The following is an 18,730-nucleotide window of genomic DNA, read 5'->3' as shown; positions in this document are numbered from 1 at the left end:
GATCGTTCGAGATCTGCGCTGCCGCCTCGGCATCCATCATTCGCTCGGAACGTCCGGCTGCGAAGGGATCGAGAGGCAGCGTCCATCATCTCCAAACGCGATCCCGAGGTATCCGCAAACAATCGCATCGCCTCGGACGGTTGCGCTATGCGGCATCACAAACCTGGAGCGTCTTCGCCGATGGTGAAGACGCTTTAGCGCAGAGCCGAACGGCGGATAATCAGCGAACAAACCAGCTTGGGCCCGACGGTCCTGTCAGCCGAACTCATGCGCGTAGCGTTCGCGCAGGAGCCGCTTCTCCACCTTGCCCATCGTGTTTTTCGGCAGCTCGTCCACGAAGATGATCCGGCGCGGTTGCTTGAACCGGGCGAGCCGGTCCACGAGTTTCGCCGTCAATGCACGGTCATCAGCAAACCCGCTTTCGAGCGGCACGACAACACCGACGACCGCCTCGCCCATGTCGGGATGAGGGACGCCGATGACGGCGGATTCGCGCACCATCGCCAGCTCGTCCAGCGCCGCCTCCACTTCGGCCGGGTAGATGTTGTACCCGCCCGAGATGATCAGGTCCTTGTCGCGCCCCACGATGGAGACATAACCGTCCTCGCTGATGAAGCCCAGGTCGCCCGAGATGAAGTAGCCGTCGCGAAACTCCGCTGCGGTCTTCTCGGGCATCTTCCAGTAACCCTTGAACACATTGGGGCCGCGGATCTCGATCACGCCGACGTCGCCCTGGGGCAGTTCACGCCCGCTCTCGCGATCGGCGATGCGGATGTCGATGCCGGGCAGCGGCAGCCCTACCGTGCCGGGACGGCGGACGCCCTCGTACGGGTTGGACGTATTCATGTTCGTCTCGGTCATGCCGTAGCGTTCGAGGATGACGTGACCGCAGTGTTCGCGGAAAGCACGGTGGATATCGGCTGAGAGCGGCGCCGATCCCGACACGAACAGGCGCATGTGCGCGACCAGCTCGCGGGTGAACCGCGGTTCCTTCAACAGCCGGATGTAGAAGGTCGGCACGCCCATCATCACCGTGGCACGAGGCAGTGCCGCGATGACCCGCTCGACGTCGAAGCTCTCCTGGAAGATCATCTGAGCGCCCGCCGCAAGGGTCACGTTGGTAGCGACGAACAGGCCGTGCGTGTGGAAGATCGGCAAGGCGTGAAGCAATACGTCGTCGGCCGTGAACCGCCACACGTCCTTCAGCGTCATGCAGTTGCTGGCAAGGTTGCCATGGCTCAACATGGCGCCCTTGGATCGTCCCGTGGTTCCGGACGTGTAGAGGATCGCCGCGATGTCGTCATCCGCTGCATCGCGGGTAGCGAATACGTCGTGCGCGTCCGCTGCGGCGGCCGGCAAGGAGCCCGCGCCCCCGACACCCATGGTCTCGACACGCGCGACCCCCGCCTCGCGGGCTACGGGCTGCAGCGCTTCGGCTTGCGCTGGATCGCAGACAAGCAGCGCCGGCCCGGCGTCAGAGAGGAAATAGGCAAGCTCGGCCGTGGGATAGGCGGTGTTGAGCGGGAGGAAGATCGCTCCGGCACGCAGGCAGCCCAAGTACAGCATGAGCATGTCCAGGCTCTTGTGCGCCTGCACTGCGACCCTGTCGCCAGGCGACACGCCCAATCGCCCCAGCAGGTTGGCGTAGCGCGCCGACTGGGCTTCCACGTCCGCATAGCGCAACACCGATCCATCGTCCGTGGTCGCGAACGGGCGCTGGCGGTCGGCAGGAAATTGGCCTGCGAGCAGGGCGTAGAGGTTGGCCATCGATTTTTCCTATGTTCGCGCCCGGTCGACCGAGCCCATCGTGCTCTGCGCCACTCGATCGAACGGAGCGCCTGTCACGATTTCGCTACGCTCGGCGAAGGCCTCGTGATTTTCCTCGATCCGCGCAAGGTCGTAAAGGTAGTTCACCATCAGCCCACCGCTTTGCCGCAAGCCGTTCGCGGATCTGTCCGCGTTCCAGTTCAACCGCTCCAGCCTTGCCCCATTGCCCAGGTGGAAACGCGCAACCGGATCTCGCGGTTTGCCCGCCGCATTCTTTGCCTGGGTCAGGTAGGTCACTGCGTGCTGCAAAAGAAAGGCGCGGGCGGCAGGCTCTTCCTCCCCCTCCAGCGCGGTTCCCGATACGATCCGCGCCAGGAGATCCACGTCGGCCTGATCCTCCAGCGTAGAGCGCAACCACCGGATCAGGCCGGGCAAGGGCGACAAGGTCACGAAGCAGGACAGCGCGGGCAGTTCGCGCTTCAGATCCGCAGCGACTTGTTTGATCAGGAAGTGCCCGAAGGAGATGCCGCGCAATCCTGGCTGGCAGTTGCTGATCGAATAGAAAGTGGCAGTGGTCGCCTCGGACCTCGCGATCGGCGTGCGCTCGGGATCGAGCATGGCCCGCACGTCGTCCGGTATGTCACGGGTAAGGCCGACTTCGACGAAGATGAGCGGTTCGTCCGGCATCGCCGGATGGAAAAAGGCGTAGCAGCGGCGGTCGTCGGGATCCAGGCGGTTGCGCAAGTCGGCCCAGCTGGCGATGTCGTGCACCGCCTCGTAGCGGATGATACGCTCCAGCAGGCTGGCGGGAGAGGACCAGTCGATCGACCGCAAGAAGAGGAACCCACGATTGAACCAGGACTGCAGCAGATGGCTCAGGTCGGCATCGACCATTGCCAGCGATGCGTCAGCGTCGAGCGCAACCAACAGATCGGCACGCATCCGCACCAGCGCCGAGGTGCCGCCCGGAGCAAGGTTCAGCCTTCGAAACAGTTCCTGGCGAGGTGCTTCCACCGATCGCGCCAACGCTGGAAGCGCCGCTGGACCATCATCGCAATAGCGCTTCCAGGCCGCGGCCAAGATCGTCTCGTCCGGTCCGAAGTCCGTTGCCAGCATGGCGAAGAACCCGCGCCGTTGATCCTCGTCCGACTGCTCGTAAAGCCTTAGCAGATCGGTCGCGATGGCTACGCCCGAGGCTTCGCCACGCACGGATAAAAGCGCATGCGCCAGGTCCTTGAGCAAGGCCAGCGCGTTCACATCCGTTGCCGGAGTGATCACCATGAGCGGGCGCAGCCGCCGCATGAACCGGCGTCCGGTCGTGGAGAAACCATCGCGCAACGTGGCTAGCGCACTGCTTTGCCAGATGGTGCCGGATCGCGCAGCGCCAGCTTTCGTCAGCTCGGATCTTGAGGGCACCATCATGCTCCAGTTTCCGGTTGCGCGGCCATGAGGACTGCCACGTTCGGCGCGCGCAAGAACGATCGGCGGACCCGATCCGCTGGGATCAGGTGGCCTCTGTCACAGGGTAGTGCAGAATGGTCGGCGCAACTTTGGCGAAATTCGCTACGTCCGCAGCCGTCGCCTGCCCCTCGGGAGAGCCCATCGCCGCCCCGAAGGCAGCGCCATCCTCGAACTCGGCTTCGAAAACGCATGCGAACGGAGCGTCACCCGCGACGGTCGCAACATCGAAGCTATAGCGCATCGCTTTCACGCCGGGGATACGGGAGGCGAGCGGAACATGCGTCTCGACATAGTAGCTCTTGAAAGCTTCATGATCAGGCTGCGGCGGATAGAGGACGACGAACTTGTGCATGGGAATCCGCTCCTGTGTCAGGAAAAAGCGATAGAGCGCTTAGTTGAGCGAGCCGGTCACCGGCACATCACGTAACGGTATCCAAGAGCATGGTCTTGGTCTCAAGGTAGCCTCGCAGGCCCTGCTCGCCACCTTCACGGCCAATACCGGACTGCTTGAACCCGCCCATCGGAAGCGAGAAGTCCGATCGCAGGCCGTTCTGCGCGAACGTACCCGAGCGGATCCTGCGCCCGATCGCGAGAGCCGCCGCCGCGTCGTGAGTCAGCACCGAGGCGTTCAGGCCATAGATCGAATCGTTGGCGATGCGGATCGCGTCCTCGACGGTGTCGTAGGGGATCAGGCACAGCACGGGTCCGAAGATCTCCTCGCGCGCGATCGTCATGTCGTTGGTAACGCCGGTAAACAAGGTCGGCTCGAAGAAGACGCCGCGGTTCAGCTGTGGCGGCTTTTTCCCGCCGGTCACGATCGTCGCGCCTTCCTTCACACCGATCTCGACGTAGTGCTCCACGCGTTCGAGCTGCCGGCGGGTCGCAAGCGGGCCCATCTGCGTCTCTGGATCGTCGGAGTGGCCGATGCGGATCGCTTCCATGGCCGCGGCAATGGCGCGAGCGATGCCGTCGTGACGATGACTGGGAACCAGCGCACGGCTGAGCATGGCGCAAACCTGGCCGCTCAAGGTCGTGATCGCACCCGTGAGGATGGCTGCCACCTCCTCGTCGGACATGTCGTCGAGCACGATCGCGGCAGACTTCCCGCCTAGTTCCAGCGTGCAGCGGCGAACCTGCTCCGCGCACACTTGTGCGATCTGCCGACCAACCGCCGTCGACCCGGTGAACGCCACCTTGTCGATGCCGGGATTGCGCATCAGGTGGTCAGCCGCCTCTCGCTGCGAGGGGACAAGGTTGATGACGCCCGGCGGCAGGCCCGCTTCCTCGGCGCATTCGGCGATGATGTATGCTTCCAGCGGCGTTTCGGGCGATGGCTTCATCACGATCGTGCATCCTGCGACGAGCGCAGGCCCGACCTTGGCCGTCATCAGCATGTAGGGCACGTTCCACGGCGTGATCGCCGCCACCACGCCGACAGGCTCGTGAACGATGCGCGCATCGCTGGCGACGGGGCTTTCAACACGAGCCTCGAAGGCGAAGCCGCGCCCGGCCTTGACCGCATCGCGCAAGTTCTGTGTGCCGATCCCGGCGAAGATGGGTGCCAGCACTGCCAGTGCGCCCATCTGCAGCGACCACGCCGCCCCCAACTCGTCCGCGCGCCGGTCCAGTGCCGCGGCCAGACGCTCCACCGCATCGATCCGCTGCTCGGGCGGCAGATCGGCCCAGCCACCATCGTCGAATGCTCGCCTGGCGGCGGCGACTGCACGATCCATGTCGCCCGGGCCGGCTCCGGCCACTTCCATGACGACTTCCTCGCTGTCCGGCGACACTACCGCGATCGGCGCTCCATCCACAGGTGCGACCCACTCGCCGCCGATCAGCAGCCGGTCGGGATGTTGCAGTTTCACTGTCATCATTGAGGCGTTCCTGATGCTGGCGGGAGTTGTCCGGGAAGGGTTGCAGCGCCGAAGATCATTGCAGCCCGGCTTGCGAGGCAAACGCAGCGATGGCGTTGGCAAGCGCCACCGGGCTTTCCATCTGAAGCGCGTAACGGCCCTCCACGTCGACCACACGGGCGTCGCGCCAGAACTTTGCGATCGCCTCCGCCTTGTCGGCGGGCAAGTTGCCGGACGTCGCGCGCACGATCATCACCGGGCACGACACTTGCGCCGCATAGGGGCGCAGATCGTCGGAGAGATGTGCCAAACCTTGCGCGACGCGTACGTTGTCATAGCGGGGCGAGATCGAACCATCGTCGTGGTGCTCGAAATTGTGCGCGATGCGGTGTTCCAGCGCGTGTTCGCCTTCCGGGCTCCACGGCCAGTTCGCCCGCATGAAGGCGAGCGCCTCGTCCTTGCTTGCGAAGGTTTCGGGATGATCGAGGGTTGCGGCGGCGTTGCGCAGGACGACCTGTGCGGAGTCCCGCGTGCCGTAGAAGTTGCTGAGGTGCGGGCTCGCAACGAGCACCAACGCAGAGACACGATCTGCGTAGCGCGCAGCGAAGACCTGCGCGACCCGGCCACCGAGAGAATGGCCGACGATGATCGCGCGGCTGATCCCGACCGCATCCATGAAGGAGACGAGATCGTCGGCATAGGCTTCCGCCGAGTAGGACCCGTCAGGTCGGCTCGTGCCGCCATGACCGCGCTGATCCGGCGCGTAGGCGTGAAAGCGGCCGTCCAGCGCGTCCACTGTCCATTCCCACATGCGGCCATAGCCCGTCGAGGGATGGAGAAAGAGGATCGTGGGCCCTTCGCCGGCCCATTCGTGATACTTCATCTCCACGCCATTAGGGAGCACCACGGCGTCGACTTGCGCTAACACTGACATTCCATCCCCTCTGACGCCGTCGCCGGTGTTAACCCACCGACCCTACCAGCCAGATCTCATAACTCTATATCGATACTGATCGTATCGTTTAGTCTGCCTAAATTCAAAGGGGATGGTTGTCAACCAGCTCGCGCGCAGACACACGGTGGCCCGGAGACAATTCCAGGCCCTCTCTGCGAGAGAACCTTGGGGGGTGCCGAGCACCTCGCAGCGACACCTCTCATGTATGCCGTGCGAGCCTCATCGTGCGCGGGGAGTTTGCATCGGCAGATCTCGTGCCAGGGTGGCATGTAGCTGCGAGATAGCCCTCGAAGATCAAGACAAGATCACACGTAGGAAGCGGAATCCGAAGTCTCATCATGGCGAAGGGACTAACCCTGCTCGGCAACCTCAAGTCTAAAATCGAAGCTTTCGTCGATCACCGCAATCATCCGGCTTCCCGCTCTCCTCGCGATTGGCATAGGGCTACCGCAATCTGCCGAAAGGGCATGTGTCAGCTTCGCGGGGTGAACGACGGAATGCCTGGGTCGCCTCTTGCAAACTCGTCTATTTTGCTGCGGATGAAATCGTCGGGCGATCGAGCCCAGCGTTCAAGCGTGTTCCAGACCTTCTCGTCAGACGGGATCAGTATTCGATGCGCCTCCATGCCATCGGCGAGCACTCGCGCGGCGGCATCGGGCCAAAGCAGATCGAGCTCTGCTCCCGGCCCGCGGACGGGACAATCGTGGGTCCACACTGTCATGGAATTGGCGATTTCCGTCATCACAGGGCCAGGGATGAAGCAGCTTACCGCAATCCCTTGCGGCTCCAGGTAGATCGCAAGCGACTGGCTCAGGGCGATGACGGCCGCCTTGGAAGCGGCATAGGGAATTCGGCTTGCCGCATAAGGATAGAGACCGGCAAAGGACGCTGTGTTGACGATATGGCCGCTCTTGCGAGCAATCATCTTTGGCAGGAAGTGGCCGACCGCACGGACCGTGCCATAATAGTTGAGGTCGGTGATCCGCTGCCATTCACTGAAAGGGATATCTTCCGGGTGGCCGTTGAGCGCCGCGCCGACGTTGTTCATCAGGATGTCGATGGGCCCGAAAGCCGCCTCCGCTTTCGCCCCGGCCGCTGCAATCGACGCTTCGCATGTCACGTCCGCCACGAGGGAGATCGCCTCGTGTCCGGATGCCTTGATCGTGACGGCGGCGGATTCGGCGGCCTGCGCATCAATGTCAGCTATGGCAACACGTGCGCCTCGGGCCGCCCACTCAAGCGCCACTGCCTTGCCGATCCCCTTTGCCCCCCCAAAGATGAGCGCGGCCTTGCTGGCGAACACAGGGTGTGCCGTATTGGTCATTGAGCCCGTCCGCCTGTCGTCGTTGGCGTTGCCGAAGCGGTGCTTTCGAGCGGATCCCAGCGCGGGTAAGCTTTCAGGCTGAACACCAGCAGCCCGCTGACGAGCGAGATCGCCGCGCCCGCGACCAGGAAGGGCCCGTAACCGCCGAAAGTGTCAAACGTCAGCCCGGCGAGTAAGGGGCCAAGGCCGCCCGACAGGGCGATGAGGCTCGACATGAAGCCATAGATCGTTCCGTAGTTGCGCATGCCCGCATAGCGCGTCGTCAGATAGCCGCAGAGTTGCATCTTGGTCCCTGCGGCATAGCCATTGATCATCATGGCCACGACGATCAGCAGCGGCGTGCGCACGGCGTCGAGGAGCAAGGGGTAAGCGACCGCGGTCGACGCCAGAGTGACGCCGCCAACCCAGCGCACGTGATATCGATCGAGCAACGCGCCGGTCGTCAACTTGCCGACGATGCCTGCCACTCCCGCCATGCTTGCGAGCAGGGCAGCGTTGGCACGGCTCACCCCGACGTCTACCAGAATGGGAAATTGGTGGACGGTGATGCCGACGGTGATCGTCAGCGTCAGGAACGTGGCGATCGCGATCCGCCATAGAGCCCAGTCCTTCAGCGCGTCGCGAACGGTCAAGCCCGGCAGGGGCAGTGTCGCCTCGAGTGGCCGGTTCGCCGTCCTGCCGACGGTCCGGCGGAGATCCCGCGCATCGAACAGGAACAGCATCGAGAGTACGAAGGCCAGCCCGCCCCATCCAAGGCCCAGCCACACGAACGCGGCGCGCCAGCCGAAGTTGGTGATCAGCCAGTTCGTCAACGGCGGCACCACTGCCAGCGCGAGCGCAGAGCCCGAGAGTGTCAGACCCAGCGCAAGACCGCGGCTGCGATCGAACATGCCCGAAACCGCCGTCGTCCAGGTGGTCGCATGGATCGCGTTGGACACCAGCGCGAAACACACCCACAATGCAATCCACTGCGTGGTCGAGCCGTCGAGAAGGCTGAAGGCTGCAATGAGCAGCGCCGTCAGGATCAGGCCAGGCAACGCGAGCCGCCGAGAGCCGTAGCGATCGATCAGCACGCCGAATACCGGCGAAAGCAACAGCGAGCACGTCGCACCGATCGCCGAACCCATCGACAGCAGCGTGCGGCTCCACCCGAACGCGTCTTGCAGCGGCCCCATGAACAAGCCTTGGGCGGAGGTCATCATCGACATGAACGAGAAGCCGACGGCAGCTGCGAGTACGAGCTTCCAGGATCGGCGCCATTCGGTGCGCGCACTCGGCAGCGCTAATGCATCCATGTCCGCTCTCCCATCGCCTCAGACCGGCTCGCCAGCCTGAGCCAAGGCAGCTTACCTTGAATTTCGGCGTCACGTCTAATCAATTAAGGTCCCACAATATTGCACTTAGCGCGAGAGCTTGAAGTTCAGGGGCGAGAACGGGTCACTCTGATCCGGTTGCCTGGGTGAAGTGCGCAATCACCGCATCGAAGCTCGCCAGGTTCAAGCCAGCGTCATGCGCGGACGCGGCAACCGTCGAAACATCCTTGGCCAGATACGGCCATACCGCCGGCATCATCTGCTCTGGCTGGGCGTGTACGAACCGGCTCATTGCCATGCTCGCGCCGCTGGCTGATTGGATAATCTTCGCGGCGAGCAAGGGATCGAGCCCCTGCTCCTTCGCGAGCCCGATCACCTCGGCCGCATGCTTGAGGTTGGCCGCGAACAGCAGATTGTTGAGCAGCTTCAGAGTCTGGCCGGCGCCCAGAGGACCCACATGGGATATGGGGCTGCCGAAGGACGAGAGGACCGGCTGCGCTCTTGCAACCGCGGCGGCGTCCCCTCCAACCATGATCGTCAACCGCCCTTCCCGCACTTCTTGCGGGCCACCGCTGAAACACGCGTCGATGACTTGCACACCGAGCGGTGCCAGGTCGCCAAGCTTTCGTGCCAACGCCGGTGAGCCGGTGGTGTGGAGAGCCAACACGGCGCCGCGTGGCATTGCGGCCAGCGCCCCGCCGTCGAGCAGCGTCGCGCGGACTTGCGCATCGTTGAACAGACACACGCCGAGGACTTCGCAACCCGCCGCGATCGCCCGGTAGTCCGCTGACAGCTCACCGCCCTGACGGGCGATGGCCTCTTGTCCGGCGCCGCGCGCGTAAGCGACGAGCCGATGCCCGGCGCCCAGCACGCGCTGCGCCATGGGCGTGCCGATGGCGCCCAGTCCGATCCAGCCCACCCTCATGCTCTTGCTCCTCAAGGCGTTTCTCGTTCCAGCATGCATTGAGCGACCTGAATTGCAAAGCGGTCCTTCTGCTCAGGCACGCCTGCAACAACTGGACGAGCTTGGTGCCCGTGTGCATCTACAGCGGCGATGACCAGCAGAATTTCAAATCGGCCCGTCGACTCCGCCGCCGAAAGGCTGCGCGAGATCGTGCTGAATCAAGCAGACGGCGCTCTGATCGGCAGCGAGGACACGATCCTCAAGTTGCTGAACGTGTCACGCAGCACTGCGCGTCAGGTTGCGCGCATCCTGGAACGCGAGGGATTGCTGCTGGTCAAACGCGGGCTGAAGGGTGGCTACTTCGGCGCGCGCCCGACCGCGCAGACGATCGAGAACACCGTCAGTGCTTATCTACGATCGATCGACGTCAATGTCGCAGACCTGATGGTGGTGGCGTCGGTGCTGTGGATCGAGGCGATGCGCAAGGCTGCCGGACTTGGGACCAAAGAAGCGCGCGAAGTCGCCGACAAGATCCGAAGCAGCGTGCTCGCCCTGAAGCCGGGAGCGTCGTTCCAGTCCATTCGCGATGTCGAGAAGGAAAGCCGGGTTCTCGTGTTCGCCTTGACTGGATGCACTTACATCGAGCTTATCTTCGACATCAATATGGCCTTTGCCCATCGCGCCGTCAGCATCAACGCTGACGGCGCATTGAAGGACGCGCTCCCTAGGTTCGGCCGAGCTTGGCGGGACGCCAAGCTGATGGAAGCGACCGCGATCGCGGAAGGCGACAGCGAGCTGGGTGCACTGGCCGGACGGCACACGCGTCGCATCTGGCAAGAGGGCGTTTGGGAGAGATCCGGAGGCACACCAGCCCGCTCGGGAACAGAGGACGCTTGAGCTTCAACCGCGTGGTTCGCGGGTGGTCGCTCGTACCAGGGCAATATGCCCGATCCGACATACGTTGACATCCTGCTGTAAAAGAATACCCTCTTCTTCGGTTTGGATGGTGTACGCCGCAGACATCCTGCCATTTCCGCATCCTCAATAGAGGGCGGTGTTCCGGGGGAGTGATGGTTAGTGACTTCGATCCAGCGTATTCTGCTAAGCACTGTATCTGCATCGGCAATGGCCTTCTCGGCCGTTCCAGCTTGCGCGCAAGCCGATGGCGGATCGGAACTCGGTAGCGGCGACGATATCGTCGTGACCGCCCGCCGCTCCGAAGAGCGGCTTCAGGACGTGCCGATCTCGATCACGGTCTTCACGCAGGCTCAGGTCCAGAACAACAATATCGTGTCGGCTGGAGATCTGGCGACCTACACGCCATCCTTGACGGCCAACAGCCGCTATGGTCCAGAAAGCACGTCCTTCGCGATCCGCGGCTTCGTGCAGGAAGGTCCAACTTCGCCTTCCGTGGCAGTCTACTTCGCTGATGTCGTCGCTCCGCGCGCAAACGGCAGCACTGCGGCAGGCAACGGCGCGGGTGTCGGCTCTCTGTTCGATCTTCAGAACATCCAGGTCTTGAAGGGCCCGCAAGGGACTTTGTTCGGGCGCAATACCACCGGCGGCGCTATCCTGCTGGTGCCGCAAAAGCCGACGAGCAAGTTGGAAGGCTATGTCGAAGGCTCGCTGGGCAATTACGATCTTCGCCGCGTCCAGGCCGTGCTTAACGCGCCGCTCGGGGATAATGTACGGCTTCGGCTCGGCGTCGACCGCCAGAAGCGAGATGGTTACATCCGCAACATCTCAGGCGTGGGGCCGGACGATTTCAACGACACCAACTACATTGCCTTGCGTGCAAGTCTGGTGATCGATGTCACACCCGATATCGAGAACTATACGATTGCAACTTTCAGCAATTCCGACACGAACGGGTATTATCCGAAGGTGTTCTACGCTGTCCCCGGCTTCTATCGCTCGGCAAACATCGCAGCGCAGATCGCGCGGACGAGCGGCGGATACTACGATGTAGAGAATGCCCGCCCTTACGGATTCCAGAAAATACGGCAATGGGGCGTCATCAATACCACGACGTTCCTGGCGTCGGACACGGTCACGTTGAAGAACATCGTGAGCTACGCCGAGTTCGAGCAGAAGCAGGCTGTCAGCATTAACGGCGACAACGGTTATGATCCCACGACGACCCCGCCGTCGTCCAACTACGCGATATCGACCGAGCCTGCGCCAGGCTCCCACAACGCCTCGCAGTCGACTTTCACCGAGGAATTTCAGATCCAGGGTCGTTTGGGTGATGATCGGCTCAACTACCAAGGTGGAATCTATTACGAGAGAAGCGAGCCGCTCGACCGGTTCCAGAGCAGCTATTCCGCTCTGTTCTTGAGGTGTGTCGATATCACCGCCCTGCAGTGCACCAATGTGCGTGGACAACTGACGCCAAACGGCGCCGGAGGCAATCTGCAGGGAAGAATCGGCAACGTCTCGATCCCGCGCAGCCGCTATCATTTCCGCAATTTCGGCGCCTATGCTCAAGCCACCTACAAGTTCACGGAGAAATTGAGCCTCACTGGCGGTATCCGCTATACAGCCGATAAGACGTTCGGAACCGGTGCCGCGCAGCGCGTGCTGTTCCCGGCTCCCAATACCCCGGTCTTTTCCTGCGCATTGCCCGTGCCGCTGGTCCAAGGCGGCACGTCTGCCCAAGTGCTGGCGGATCCTATGCGTTGCGCCTATAATCGGAGAGCGACATCGAAAAAGCCGACGTGGCTGATCGACGTCGACTACAAGCCTACCGAGGACGTGCTGATCTACGCGAAGTACTCGCGCGGGTATCGGCAAGGCAGCATCAACGTGTCAAGCTATGGTCTCGAGACTTGGGGCCCCGAGAAAGTCGATGCTTACGAAGTCGGCACCAAGGCCGCGTTCAGTCGGTCACTACGCGGTACGTTCAATTTCGCGGCATTTTATAACCAGCTGTCCGATCAGCAGCTTCAGCTGGGGACCGTCGCGTGTCAGCCTGCGGACCTGATCAGCAGACCTGTGCAGTGCCCCTTTGCCGCCACCCCCGCCTCGGGCATTGCCAATGCCGGCAAGTCGACGATTAAGGGTATCGAAATCGACGCCGCCGTCAGCCCGCTCACCGGCTTGCGACTGGCGGTCGGCTACGCCTATCTGAAGACCAAGCTAAAATCAGCGACGATACCCACGCCGCCTCCGGGCTTCACCGCACTGGTCGGACCGACCGTGGGCGGGCCCCTGCCGCTTACTCCGAAGCACAAGCTGACTCTCTCAGGCAACTATACGATACCGATTGATGACAGCTTGGGTGTGATTACGCTGGGGGCGACTTACTCGTACCAGAGCAGCCAGATCGGCAACACCTCGTCACTGGTGCGGTTCCAGCGTCTGCCGAGCCAGAACAACCTCAACCTCAATCTGAATTGGAATGAGATCGCTGGCTCCCCGATCGATGTGCAGCTGTTCGCGACCAACGTCACCAAGGAGAAGTTCCGCCTCAACACGGTCGGAGGAGCGAACTCGTTCGGGTTCGAGAGCGAGATCCTCAATCCGCCGCGCATGTATGGCGTGCGGGTGCGCTACAGCTTTGGAACATAACTCGCACGACTTTCGGCAAGGCTGTCGGCTCCGATCTCGCCCTGCCTGACCTGGCCCGTCGCGCGCCCAGCGCGCGGGCATACACAAACATGAGAACGCCTCTCGGCGCAGCGGAAAGATGAAACCGCCGAAGTCCGATGCGACGAGGACGGGCTCGATCGGCTCCGCCATGCGGCTCTACCGGTCCGCATCGCGGGCACGTTTCCGACAACGGCCATGGGTTTGTCCTTCCTTATTGTGTCCGTCCGGCGCGCCAAGCGCGCGCGCGCGGAACTCACAGGCCGAGGTCGCTCAGCGACGCATGGTCATCAGGACGGCGGCCGAGCGGCCAGTGGAACAACCGCTGCGATTCCTCGATCGGCATCTCGTTGATGCTAGCGTGGCGGTTCGACATCAGGCCGTCTTCGGCGAAGAGCCAGTTCTCGTTGCCATACGCGCGATACCACTGCCCGGCGTCGTCGCGATATTCATAGGCATAGCGCACGGCGATGCGGTTGCCGGTAAAGGCCCATAATTCCTTGATGAGCCGATACTCGTGCTCCTTGTTCCACTTGCGCTCCAGGAAGGCTTGCGCCTGCTCCCGGTTGGTCGCGAACTCGACGCGATTACGCCAGCGCGTGTCGGGCGTGTAGGCAAGCGCGACCTTGGCGGCATCGCGACTATTCCAGCCATCTTCGGCAAGGCGAACCTTTTCGACCGCGGTTTCGTGGGTGAAGGGGGGAAGCGGAGGACGGGACATCAAGTGTTTGATCCCTGCATTTGGTGGTTCGGGTTTGCCGTAAAGCGAGCGGGCACGTCTTGCCATGCCTTTGCTATTGCTGACGCGCTGATGCTGGGATCGAAAGATGGCAAGGACATGCACTGGAACGAGAGCGCGCGCGGCCTGTTCGGAGCAATCCTCCTGCATGTGGCGGTAACCGAGGACGGCGCTGCGCGGTCTTGGTGAAGGTCCGCCAGGTACTGACCCTCGGCGATCCCGCCTATGCGCAAGCGCTCTTGGACGGCGAACACGCGGCAATTCCGACATGGCGGAGCTGCAATCCCTTGCCACGCGCGACGTCGATTCCGGTTTCGTGTCCTTCCTCGGCCGTGTCGGAGCTGGTGGTAGTGGCGCTTCGGAAGGCTGGTCGGATAGCGAAGGGATCGATCGGTCATTCTTATGTGAATTGACATCGCGAAAACCCATCGGTTATTTGCGATGTATGACGACCGACGAAGCACTGACCGCACTGGCGGCGCTCGCCCATCCGACACGCCTCGATGCGTTTCGCCTGCTCGTGAAGCATGAGCCGGAAGGACTATCGACGGGCCAGCTGGTTGAGGCGTCCGGCTTGTCGCAAAGCACTTTCTCGACCCATCTGGCCGTTCTCGTGAAAGCCGCGCTCGTCATGTCGGCAAAGCAGGGGCGGCAACAAATTCAGCGCGCCAATATAGACGCGCTGCGCGGACTGATGCTCTTTCTGGCGAAGGACTGTTGCCAGGGCCGCGCCGAACTGTGCGAACCGCTGCTCGCCGAACTCACCTGCTGCTGAAAGGTCCTGCCATGTCTGCCGATATCGTCGTCTATCACAATCCCGAGTGCGGCACGTCGCGCAACGTGCTGGGCCTGATCCGCAATGCCGGCATCGAGCCGCATGTCATCGAGTATCTGAAGACGCCGCCTGCGCGCGCACTGCTGGTCCAGCTGATCGCACGGGCCAATATCACCCCCCGCGCTCTCCTGCGGGAGAAGGGAACGCCCTATGCCGAGCTTGGTTTGGGCGATCAGGACCTTACCGATGATGCCCTTATTGACGCGATGATGGCGCATCCGATCCTTATCAACCGCCCCCTGGTCGTCTCGCCGCTTGGGGTGGCGCTCTGCCGCCCGTCCGAGACGGTTCTCGATCTGCTGCCGTCCGGTCAGCTGGGAGCTTTTGCCAAGGAAGACGGCGAGCGCGTTGTCGATGACGCTGGAGAGCGTGTCGCCGGATGATCCTCGCTCTTCTGGTATTCGTTGCGACGATCACCCTCGTCATCTGGCAGCCCAAGGGTCTTGGCATAGGCTGGAGCGCGATCGGGGGTGCCGTTCTCGCCCTGGTACTCGGCGTCGTTTCGCCTTCGGATATCCCGGTCGTCTGGGGCGTCGTCTGGAACGCGACCGCCACGTTCGTCGCGATCATCATCATCAGTCTGCTGCTCGATCGCGCCGGCTTCTTCGAATGGGCGGCGCTGCATGTCGCCCGGTGGGCAAAGGGCCAGGGGTATCGCCTGTTCCTTGCCGTCGTGCTGCTGGGCGCGGCCGTCTCGTCCCTGTTCGCCAATGATGGAGCGGCGCTGATCCTGACGCCGATCGTGATCGCCATGCTGCGGGCGCTTGGTTACGGGCCGAAACCGACCCTCGCCTTCGTCATGGCCGCCGGCTTCATTGCAGACACCGCCAGTCTACCGCTCGTCGTATCAAACCTCGTAAACATCGTGTCGGCCGATTTCTTCGGGATCGGCTTTGGCGACTATGCGGCCGTGATGGTGCCGGTCGACCTTGCGGCGATCGGTGCGACACTCGTCGCCCTGCTGCTGTTCTTTCGGCGCGATATTCCGGCGCATTACGACGTTACGAAACTGCGCGATCCGGCTGTGGCGATCCATGATCCGGCGACGTTCCGGGCGGGGTGGGTCGTTCTGGCTCTGCTGCTGATCGGGTTTCTCGTTCTCGATCCGATGGGCGTCCCGGTCAGTGCCGTGGCGGCTGCCGGTGCCATCCTGCTGCTTGGCGTGGCCACGAGATCGCGCGACATCTCGGCAGGCGAGGTCGTGCGCGGTGCGCCCTGGCAGATCGTGATTTTTTCCCTCGGAATGTACCTGGTCGTCTATGGCCTGCGGAACGCGGGCCTGACCGGCTATGTCGCCGGCCTGCTCGACTGGTCGGCGCAAGGCGGGGTGTGGGGCGCGGCTTTCGGGACAGGCATCCTCTCCGCGCTGCTTTCGTCCGTCATGAACAATATGCCGACTGTGCTGGTCGGAGCACTGTCGATCGACGCGACCCACGCCAGCGGCGTGGTGAAGGACGCCATGATCTACGCCAATGTGATCGGCTGCGACCTTGGCCCAAAGATCACTCCGATCGGCTCTCTGGCGACGCTGCTCTGGCTGCATGTCCTTGGCGAAAAGGGCATTCGCATCGGCTGGGGGTATTATTTCCGGGTCGGCCTGACTTTGACCGTGCCGGTTCTGCTGGTCACGCTTGCCGCACTCGCGATCCGGCTCAGTCTTTGATGTTCACCCAAACCCCCGAAGCCCTGATGCCCTACCGCGACCTTTCCGATCCCGATTACCTGCCGGCGCTTAACCGCGACCATGCGTTCGATCGTCCCGCCCTTGGTATTGGCCCGCTCGACCCACCGCCGCGCATTCTCCTGCTTTACGGTTCGCTGCGGGAGCGATCCTATTCCCGGCTCTGTGTCGAGGAAGCGGCACGACTGCTGCGCTTCTTCGGCTGCGAGACGCGCATTTTCGATCCATCGGCTCTGCCGCTCCCCGATCAGGTGACGGGTGACGATCATCCGGCCGTCCACGAGCTGCGGGAAGCCTCGCTCTGGTCGGAAGGTCAGGTCTGGTGCAGCCCGGAGCGGCATGGCCAGATTACCGGCGTGATGAAAACGCAGATCGATCATCTGCCGCTCTCAATGGGCGGTATGCGACCGACGCAGGGCCGGACGCTTGCCGTCATGCAGGTCTCTGCCGGTTCGCAGTCCTTCAACAGCGTCAACACACTGCGTGTCCTCGGTCGCTGGATGCGCATGGTCACGATCCCGAACCAGTCGAGCGTTGCCAAGGCATTCGAGGAGTTCGACGAGGCCGGGCGCATGAAGCCGTCCAGCTACTATGACCGCATAGTCGACGTCATGGAGGAGCTGGTCAGGTTTACGGTCCTGCTGCGGCCGCATACTGCGCAATTGGTCGATCGCTACTCGGAGCGGAAGGAGGCCGGAAGGCCGATTGATCCTACCAAGGACCTGTCGAGCATCGCGTTGCGCAGTTCTTCCGCCAAGAACTGACGCTTGGCGGAAGAACTGCGCGCCTTGCGGGCTGGATGATGCCCCTGCTGGCGCGCGCCGGTTTTCGTGAGCAGACCAAGCTCCGCTGACCCCGGACTGTGCTTTACTCGGAAAGATCATCGTTGGCCGCCTTGGCCTGATCGCCACGCTGGCATGGCCCCGGAATCTGCGCGATCGGGATGCTGCCGATTGCGGGTTACGCCTTTGTCGCCGCCTGAAAGGTCTTGGCTGCGACAGGTTTGGCAACCATGCGGGATAGCGTCGTCTCCAGCGCCGGATCGATACCGTTCGCCACGAGCTTCTTGGCCTCATCGCGCCCGATGCGGGCATCTGCGAGGCTGATGGTCGGCCACCCAGGCTCCCATCAGGTGCGTTTCGACCTGACGGAATGACCTGGCGTGACCTGCTTATCCTTGCTGCAGTGCGCTTTCGGGCAGCATGAACTCGAGACCGAGGTCGCGCGCCACGGCCTCGTTTGTCACATGGCCGTTCCAGATATTCAGCCCGGCAAGGAGATGGCGATTGCGACGTACGGCTTCCTGCCAGCCCAGGTCCGCCAGCGCGATCGCGAAGGGCAAAGTCACATTGTTAAGCGCGTATGCGCTCGTGCGGGCGACGGCGCCGGGCATGTTGGCGACACAGTAATGGACGATATCGTCGACCAGATAAGTCGGGTCGGCGTGGGTCGTGGCGTGGCTCGTCTCGAAGCAGCCACCCTGATCGATCGCCACGTCGACAAGGACCGCGCCTTTTCGCATCGTGCCCAGCATCGCGGCGGTCACCAGCTTCGGTGCTGCGGCGCCCGGAACCAGCACCGCTCCCACGACCAGGTCCGCTTGCGCCACCGCGGCGGCAAGGTTGGCTCGGCTTGCGAACCACGTCTTGGCGCGACCTTCGAAATGATTGGCAAGCCGTTCGAGGACCGCCGCATCCCGATCCAGGATGATCACGTCGGCACCAAGGCCAACCGCCATCTGGGCGGCATTGAAGCCCACCACGCCGCCGCCGATCACGACCACGTTCGCGGGCAGCACGCCCGGCACGCCGCCAAGCAAGACGCCGCGACCGCCATTCGCCTTTTCCAGTGCCCCCGCTCCGGCCTGGATGGCCATTCTGCCCGCAACCTGGCTCATCGGCTTGAGCAGCGGCAGGCCGCCGGCGGCATCGGTGACCGTCTCATAAGCGATGCAGGTCGCGCCGCTCGCCAGAAGGTCACGGGTCTGATCCGGATCGGGGGCGAGATGTAGGTAGGTGTACAGGATCTGGCCGGGCCGCAGCATCGCGCGCTCATTGGCCTGCGGCTCCTTCACCTTCACGATCATCTCGGCCCGGGCGAAGACAGCCTCTGCCGATGCGACGATTTCAGCGCCGGCACGAACATAGAGGTCGTCGTCGGCCCCGATGCCGCCGCCAGCGCCGGCCTGAACCAGCACGCGATGACCGCGACCGCTCAGTTCTTCCACGCTTTCCGGTGTCAGCCCGACGCGATATTCGTGGTTCTTAATCTCGGTGACGGTTCCAACGATCATTTCAAGCTCCTGAG

General features: G+C 63.0%; 17 protein-coding genes. 6 read left to right on the top strand and 11 right to left on the bottom strand.

The window, feature by feature from the left end:
• Positions 1–255: 255 nt before the first annotated feature.
• The 8 genes from HNO88_RS09550 to HNO88_RS09515 form a co-directional block, all read right to left on the bottom strand.
• Complete coding sequence (locus HNO88_RS09550) at positions 256–1,767, bottom strand: malonate--CoA ligase (RefSeq protein WP_184244470.1); 1,512 nt, start codon at positions 1,765–1,767, stop codon at positions 256–258.
• A gap of 9 nt (positions 1,768–1,776) precedes the next feature.
• Positions 1,777–3,069, bottom strand: a complete 1,293-nt coding sequence (locus HNO88_RS09545) for a malonyl-CoA decarboxylase (protein WP_184244468.1) — start codon at positions 3,067–3,069, stop codon at positions 1,777–1,779.
• 202 nt (positions 3,070–3,271) lie between these two features.
• Positions 3,272–3,580 carry an EthD family reductase gene (locus tag HNO88_RS09540; protein WP_184244466.1) on the bottom strand — a complete coding sequence of 103 codons (309 nt, stop codon included), beginning with the start codon at positions 3,578–3,580 and terminating at the stop codon, positions 3,272–3,274.
• 67 nt (positions 3,581–3,647) lie between these two features.
• A complete protein-coding gene (locus HNO88_RS09535; protein WP_312857039.1) occupies positions 3,648–5,105 on the bottom strand; it encodes an aldehyde dehydrogenase in 1,458 nt (485 codons plus the stop codon).
• Between the two features lie 55 nt (positions 5,106–5,160).
• Positions 5,161–6,018 (bottom strand): alpha/beta fold hydrolase, encoded by an 858-nt coding sequence (locus HNO88_RS09530; protein ID WP_184244464.1) that lies wholly within the window; start codon positions 6,016–6,018, stop codon positions 5,161–5,163.
• A 493-nt stretch (positions 6,019–6,511) separates the two neighbouring features.
• Positions 6,512–7,363, bottom strand: coding sequence for an SDR family NAD(P)-dependent oxidoreductase (locus HNO88_RS09525; RefSeq protein WP_184244463.1), 852 nt, complete (start codon positions 7,361–7,363; stop codon positions 6,512–6,514).
• The gene (locus HNO88_RS09520) at positions 7,360–8,658 is read right to left on the bottom strand and encodes an MFS transporter (protein ID WP_184244461.1); all 1,299 of its coding nucleotides are present in this window, start codon (positions 8,656–8,658) and stop codon (positions 7,360–7,362) included. The genes HNO88_RS09525 and HNO88_RS09520 overlap by 4 nt, the downstream gene beginning before the upstream one ends.
• Positions 8,659–8,800: 142 nt before the next feature.
• Complete coding sequence (locus HNO88_RS09515) at positions 8,801–9,640, bottom strand: NAD(P)-dependent oxidoreductase (protein WP_376768766.1); 840 nt, start codon at positions 9,638–9,640, stop codon at positions 8,801–8,803.
• 150 nt (positions 9,641–9,790) lie between these two features.
• Between HNO88_RS09515 and HNO88_RS09510 the strand changes: the two genes are divergently transcribed.
• Positions 9,791–10,477 (top strand): GntR family transcriptional regulator, encoded by a 687-nt coding sequence (locus HNO88_RS09510; RefSeq protein ID WP_184244457.1) that lies wholly within the window; start codon positions 9,791–9,793, stop codon positions 10,475–10,477.
• A gap of 180 nt (positions 10,478–10,657) precedes the next feature.
• The gene (locus tag HNO88_RS09505) at positions 10,658–13,150 is read left to right on the top strand and encodes a TonB-dependent receptor (RefSeq protein WP_312857038.1); all 2,493 of its coding nucleotides are present in this window, start codon (positions 10,658–10,660) and stop codon (positions 13,148–13,150) included.
• A gap of 274 nt (positions 13,151–13,424) precedes the next feature.
• Here the strand turns inward: HNO88_RS09505 and HNO88_RS09500 are convergent, their stop codons facing one another.
• Positions 13,425–13,889: a nuclear transport factor 2 family protein gene (locus tag HNO88_RS09500; protein WP_184244738.1), complete on the bottom strand. Its 465-nt coding sequence runs from the start codon at positions 13,887–13,889 to the stop codon at positions 13,425–13,427.
• Between the two features lie 463 nt (positions 13,890–14,352).
• Between HNO88_RS09500 and HNO88_RS09495 the strand changes: the two genes are divergently transcribed.
• The 4 genes from HNO88_RS09495 to arsH are packed head-to-tail and all read left to right on the top strand — an operon-like array spanning position 14,353 to position 17,187.
• Complete coding sequence (locus HNO88_RS09495; protein ID WP_184244736.1) at positions 14,353–14,682, top strand: ArsR/SmtB family transcription factor; 330 nt, start codon at positions 14,353–14,355, stop codon at positions 14,680–14,682.
• An 11-nt stretch (positions 14,683–14,693) separates the two neighbouring features.
• Complete coding sequence (gene arsC / locus HNO88_RS09490; protein ID WP_184244454.1) at positions 14,694–15,125, top strand: arsenate reductase (glutaredoxin); 432 nt, start codon at positions 14,694–14,696, stop codon at positions 15,123–15,125.
• On the top strand, positions 15,122–16,405 hold the full coding sequence (locus HNO88_RS09485) for an arsenic transporter (RefSeq protein ID WP_184244452.1): 1,284 nt from the start codon (positions 15,122–15,124) through the stop codon (positions 16,403–16,405). Before arsC ends, HNO88_RS09485 begins: the two co-directional genes overlap by 4 nt.
• Positions 16,406–16,431: 26 nt before the next feature.
• Positions 16,432–17,187, top strand: coding sequence for an arsenical resistance protein ArsH (arsH, locus tag HNO88_RS09480; protein WP_184244734.1), 756 nt, complete (start codon positions 16,432–16,434; stop codon positions 17,185–17,187).
• 196 nt (positions 17,188–17,383) lie between these two features.
• Here arsH and HNO88_RS22990 read toward each other — a convergent pair whose 3' ends face one another.
• Together HNO88_RS22990 and ald are read right to left on the bottom strand one after the other, a co-directional pair.
• Positions 17,384–17,530 (bottom strand): hypothetical protein, encoded by a 147-nt coding sequence (locus HNO88_RS22990; protein WP_376768768.1) that lies wholly within the window; start codon positions 17,528–17,530, stop codon positions 17,384–17,386.
• A gap of 64 nt (positions 17,531–17,594) precedes the next feature.
• Positions 17,595–18,716, bottom strand: a complete 1,122-nt coding sequence (gene ald / locus HNO88_RS09475) for an alanine dehydrogenase (protein WP_184244450.1) — start codon at positions 18,714–18,716, stop codon at positions 17,595–17,597.
• Between the last annotated feature and the right edge of the window lie 14 nt (positions 18,717–18,730).

Origin of the sequence: Novosphingobium chloroacetimidivorans (assembly GCF_014204535.1) — a bacterium.
In the GTDB taxonomy this organism is placed as follows: domain Bacteria; phylum Pseudomonadota; class Alphaproteobacteria; order Sphingomonadales; family Sphingomonadaceae; genus Novosphingobium; species Novosphingobium chloroacetimidivorans.
This window is presented reverse-complemented; position numbering and strand designations above follow the sequence as displayed.

Excerpts from the sequence above, each read along its gene's own strand:
- HNO88_RS09550 (WP_184244470.1), bottom strand. The coding sequence starts at position 1,767 with ATGGCCAACCTCTACGCCCTGCTCGCAGGCCAATTTCCTGCCGACCGC.
- HNO88_RS09545 (WP_184244468.1), bottom strand. The coding sequence starts at position 3,069 with ATGCGGCGGCTGCGCCCGCTCATGGTGATCACTCCGGCAACGGATGTG.
- HNO88_RS09540 (WP_184244466.1), bottom strand. The coding sequence starts at position 3,580 with ATGCACAAGTTCGTCGTCCTCTATCCGCCGCAGCCTGATCATGAAGCT.
- HNO88_RS09535 (WP_312857039.1), bottom strand. The coding sequence starts at position 5,105 with ATGATGACAGTGAAACTGCAACATCCCGACCGGCTGCTGATCGGCGGC.
- HNO88_RS09530 (WP_184244464.1), bottom strand. The coding sequence starts at position 6,018 with ATGTCAGTGTTAGCGCAAGTCGACGCCGTGGTGCTCCCTAATGGCGTG.
- HNO88_RS09525 (WP_184244463.1), bottom strand. The coding sequence starts at position 7,363 with ATGACCAATACGGCACACCCTGTGTTCGCCAGCAAGGCCGCGCTCATC.
- HNO88_RS09520 (WP_184244461.1), bottom strand. The coding sequence starts at position 8,658 with ATGGATGCATTAGCGCTGCCGAGTGCGCGCACCGAATGGCGCCGATCC.
- HNO88_RS09515 (WP_376768766.1), bottom strand. The coding sequence starts at position 9,640 with ATGCATGCTGGAACGAGAAACGCCTTGAGGAGCAAGAGCATGAGGGTG.
- HNO88_RS09500 (WP_184244738.1), bottom strand. The coding sequence starts at position 13,889 with ATGTCCCGTCCTCCGCTTCCCCCCTTCACCCACGAAACCGCGGTCGAA.
- HNO88_RS09495 (WP_184244736.1), top strand. The coding sequence starts at position 14,353 with ATGACGACCGACGAAGCACTGACCGCACTGGCGGCGCTCGCCCATCCG.
- arsC (WP_184244454.1), top strand. The coding sequence starts at position 14,694 with ATGTCTGCCGATATCGTCGTCTATCACAATCCCGAGTGCGGCACGTCG.
- HNO88_RS09485 (WP_184244452.1), top strand. The coding sequence starts at position 15,122 with ATGATCCTCGCTCTTCTGGTATTCGTTGCGACGATCACCCTCGTCATC.
- arsH (WP_184244734.1), top strand. The coding sequence starts at position 16,432 with ATGCCCTACCGCGACCTTTCCGATCCCGATTACCTGCCGGCGCTTAAC.
- ald (WP_184244450.1), bottom strand. The coding sequence starts at position 18,716 with ATGATCGTTGGAACCGTCACCGAGATTAAGAACCACGAATATCGCGTC.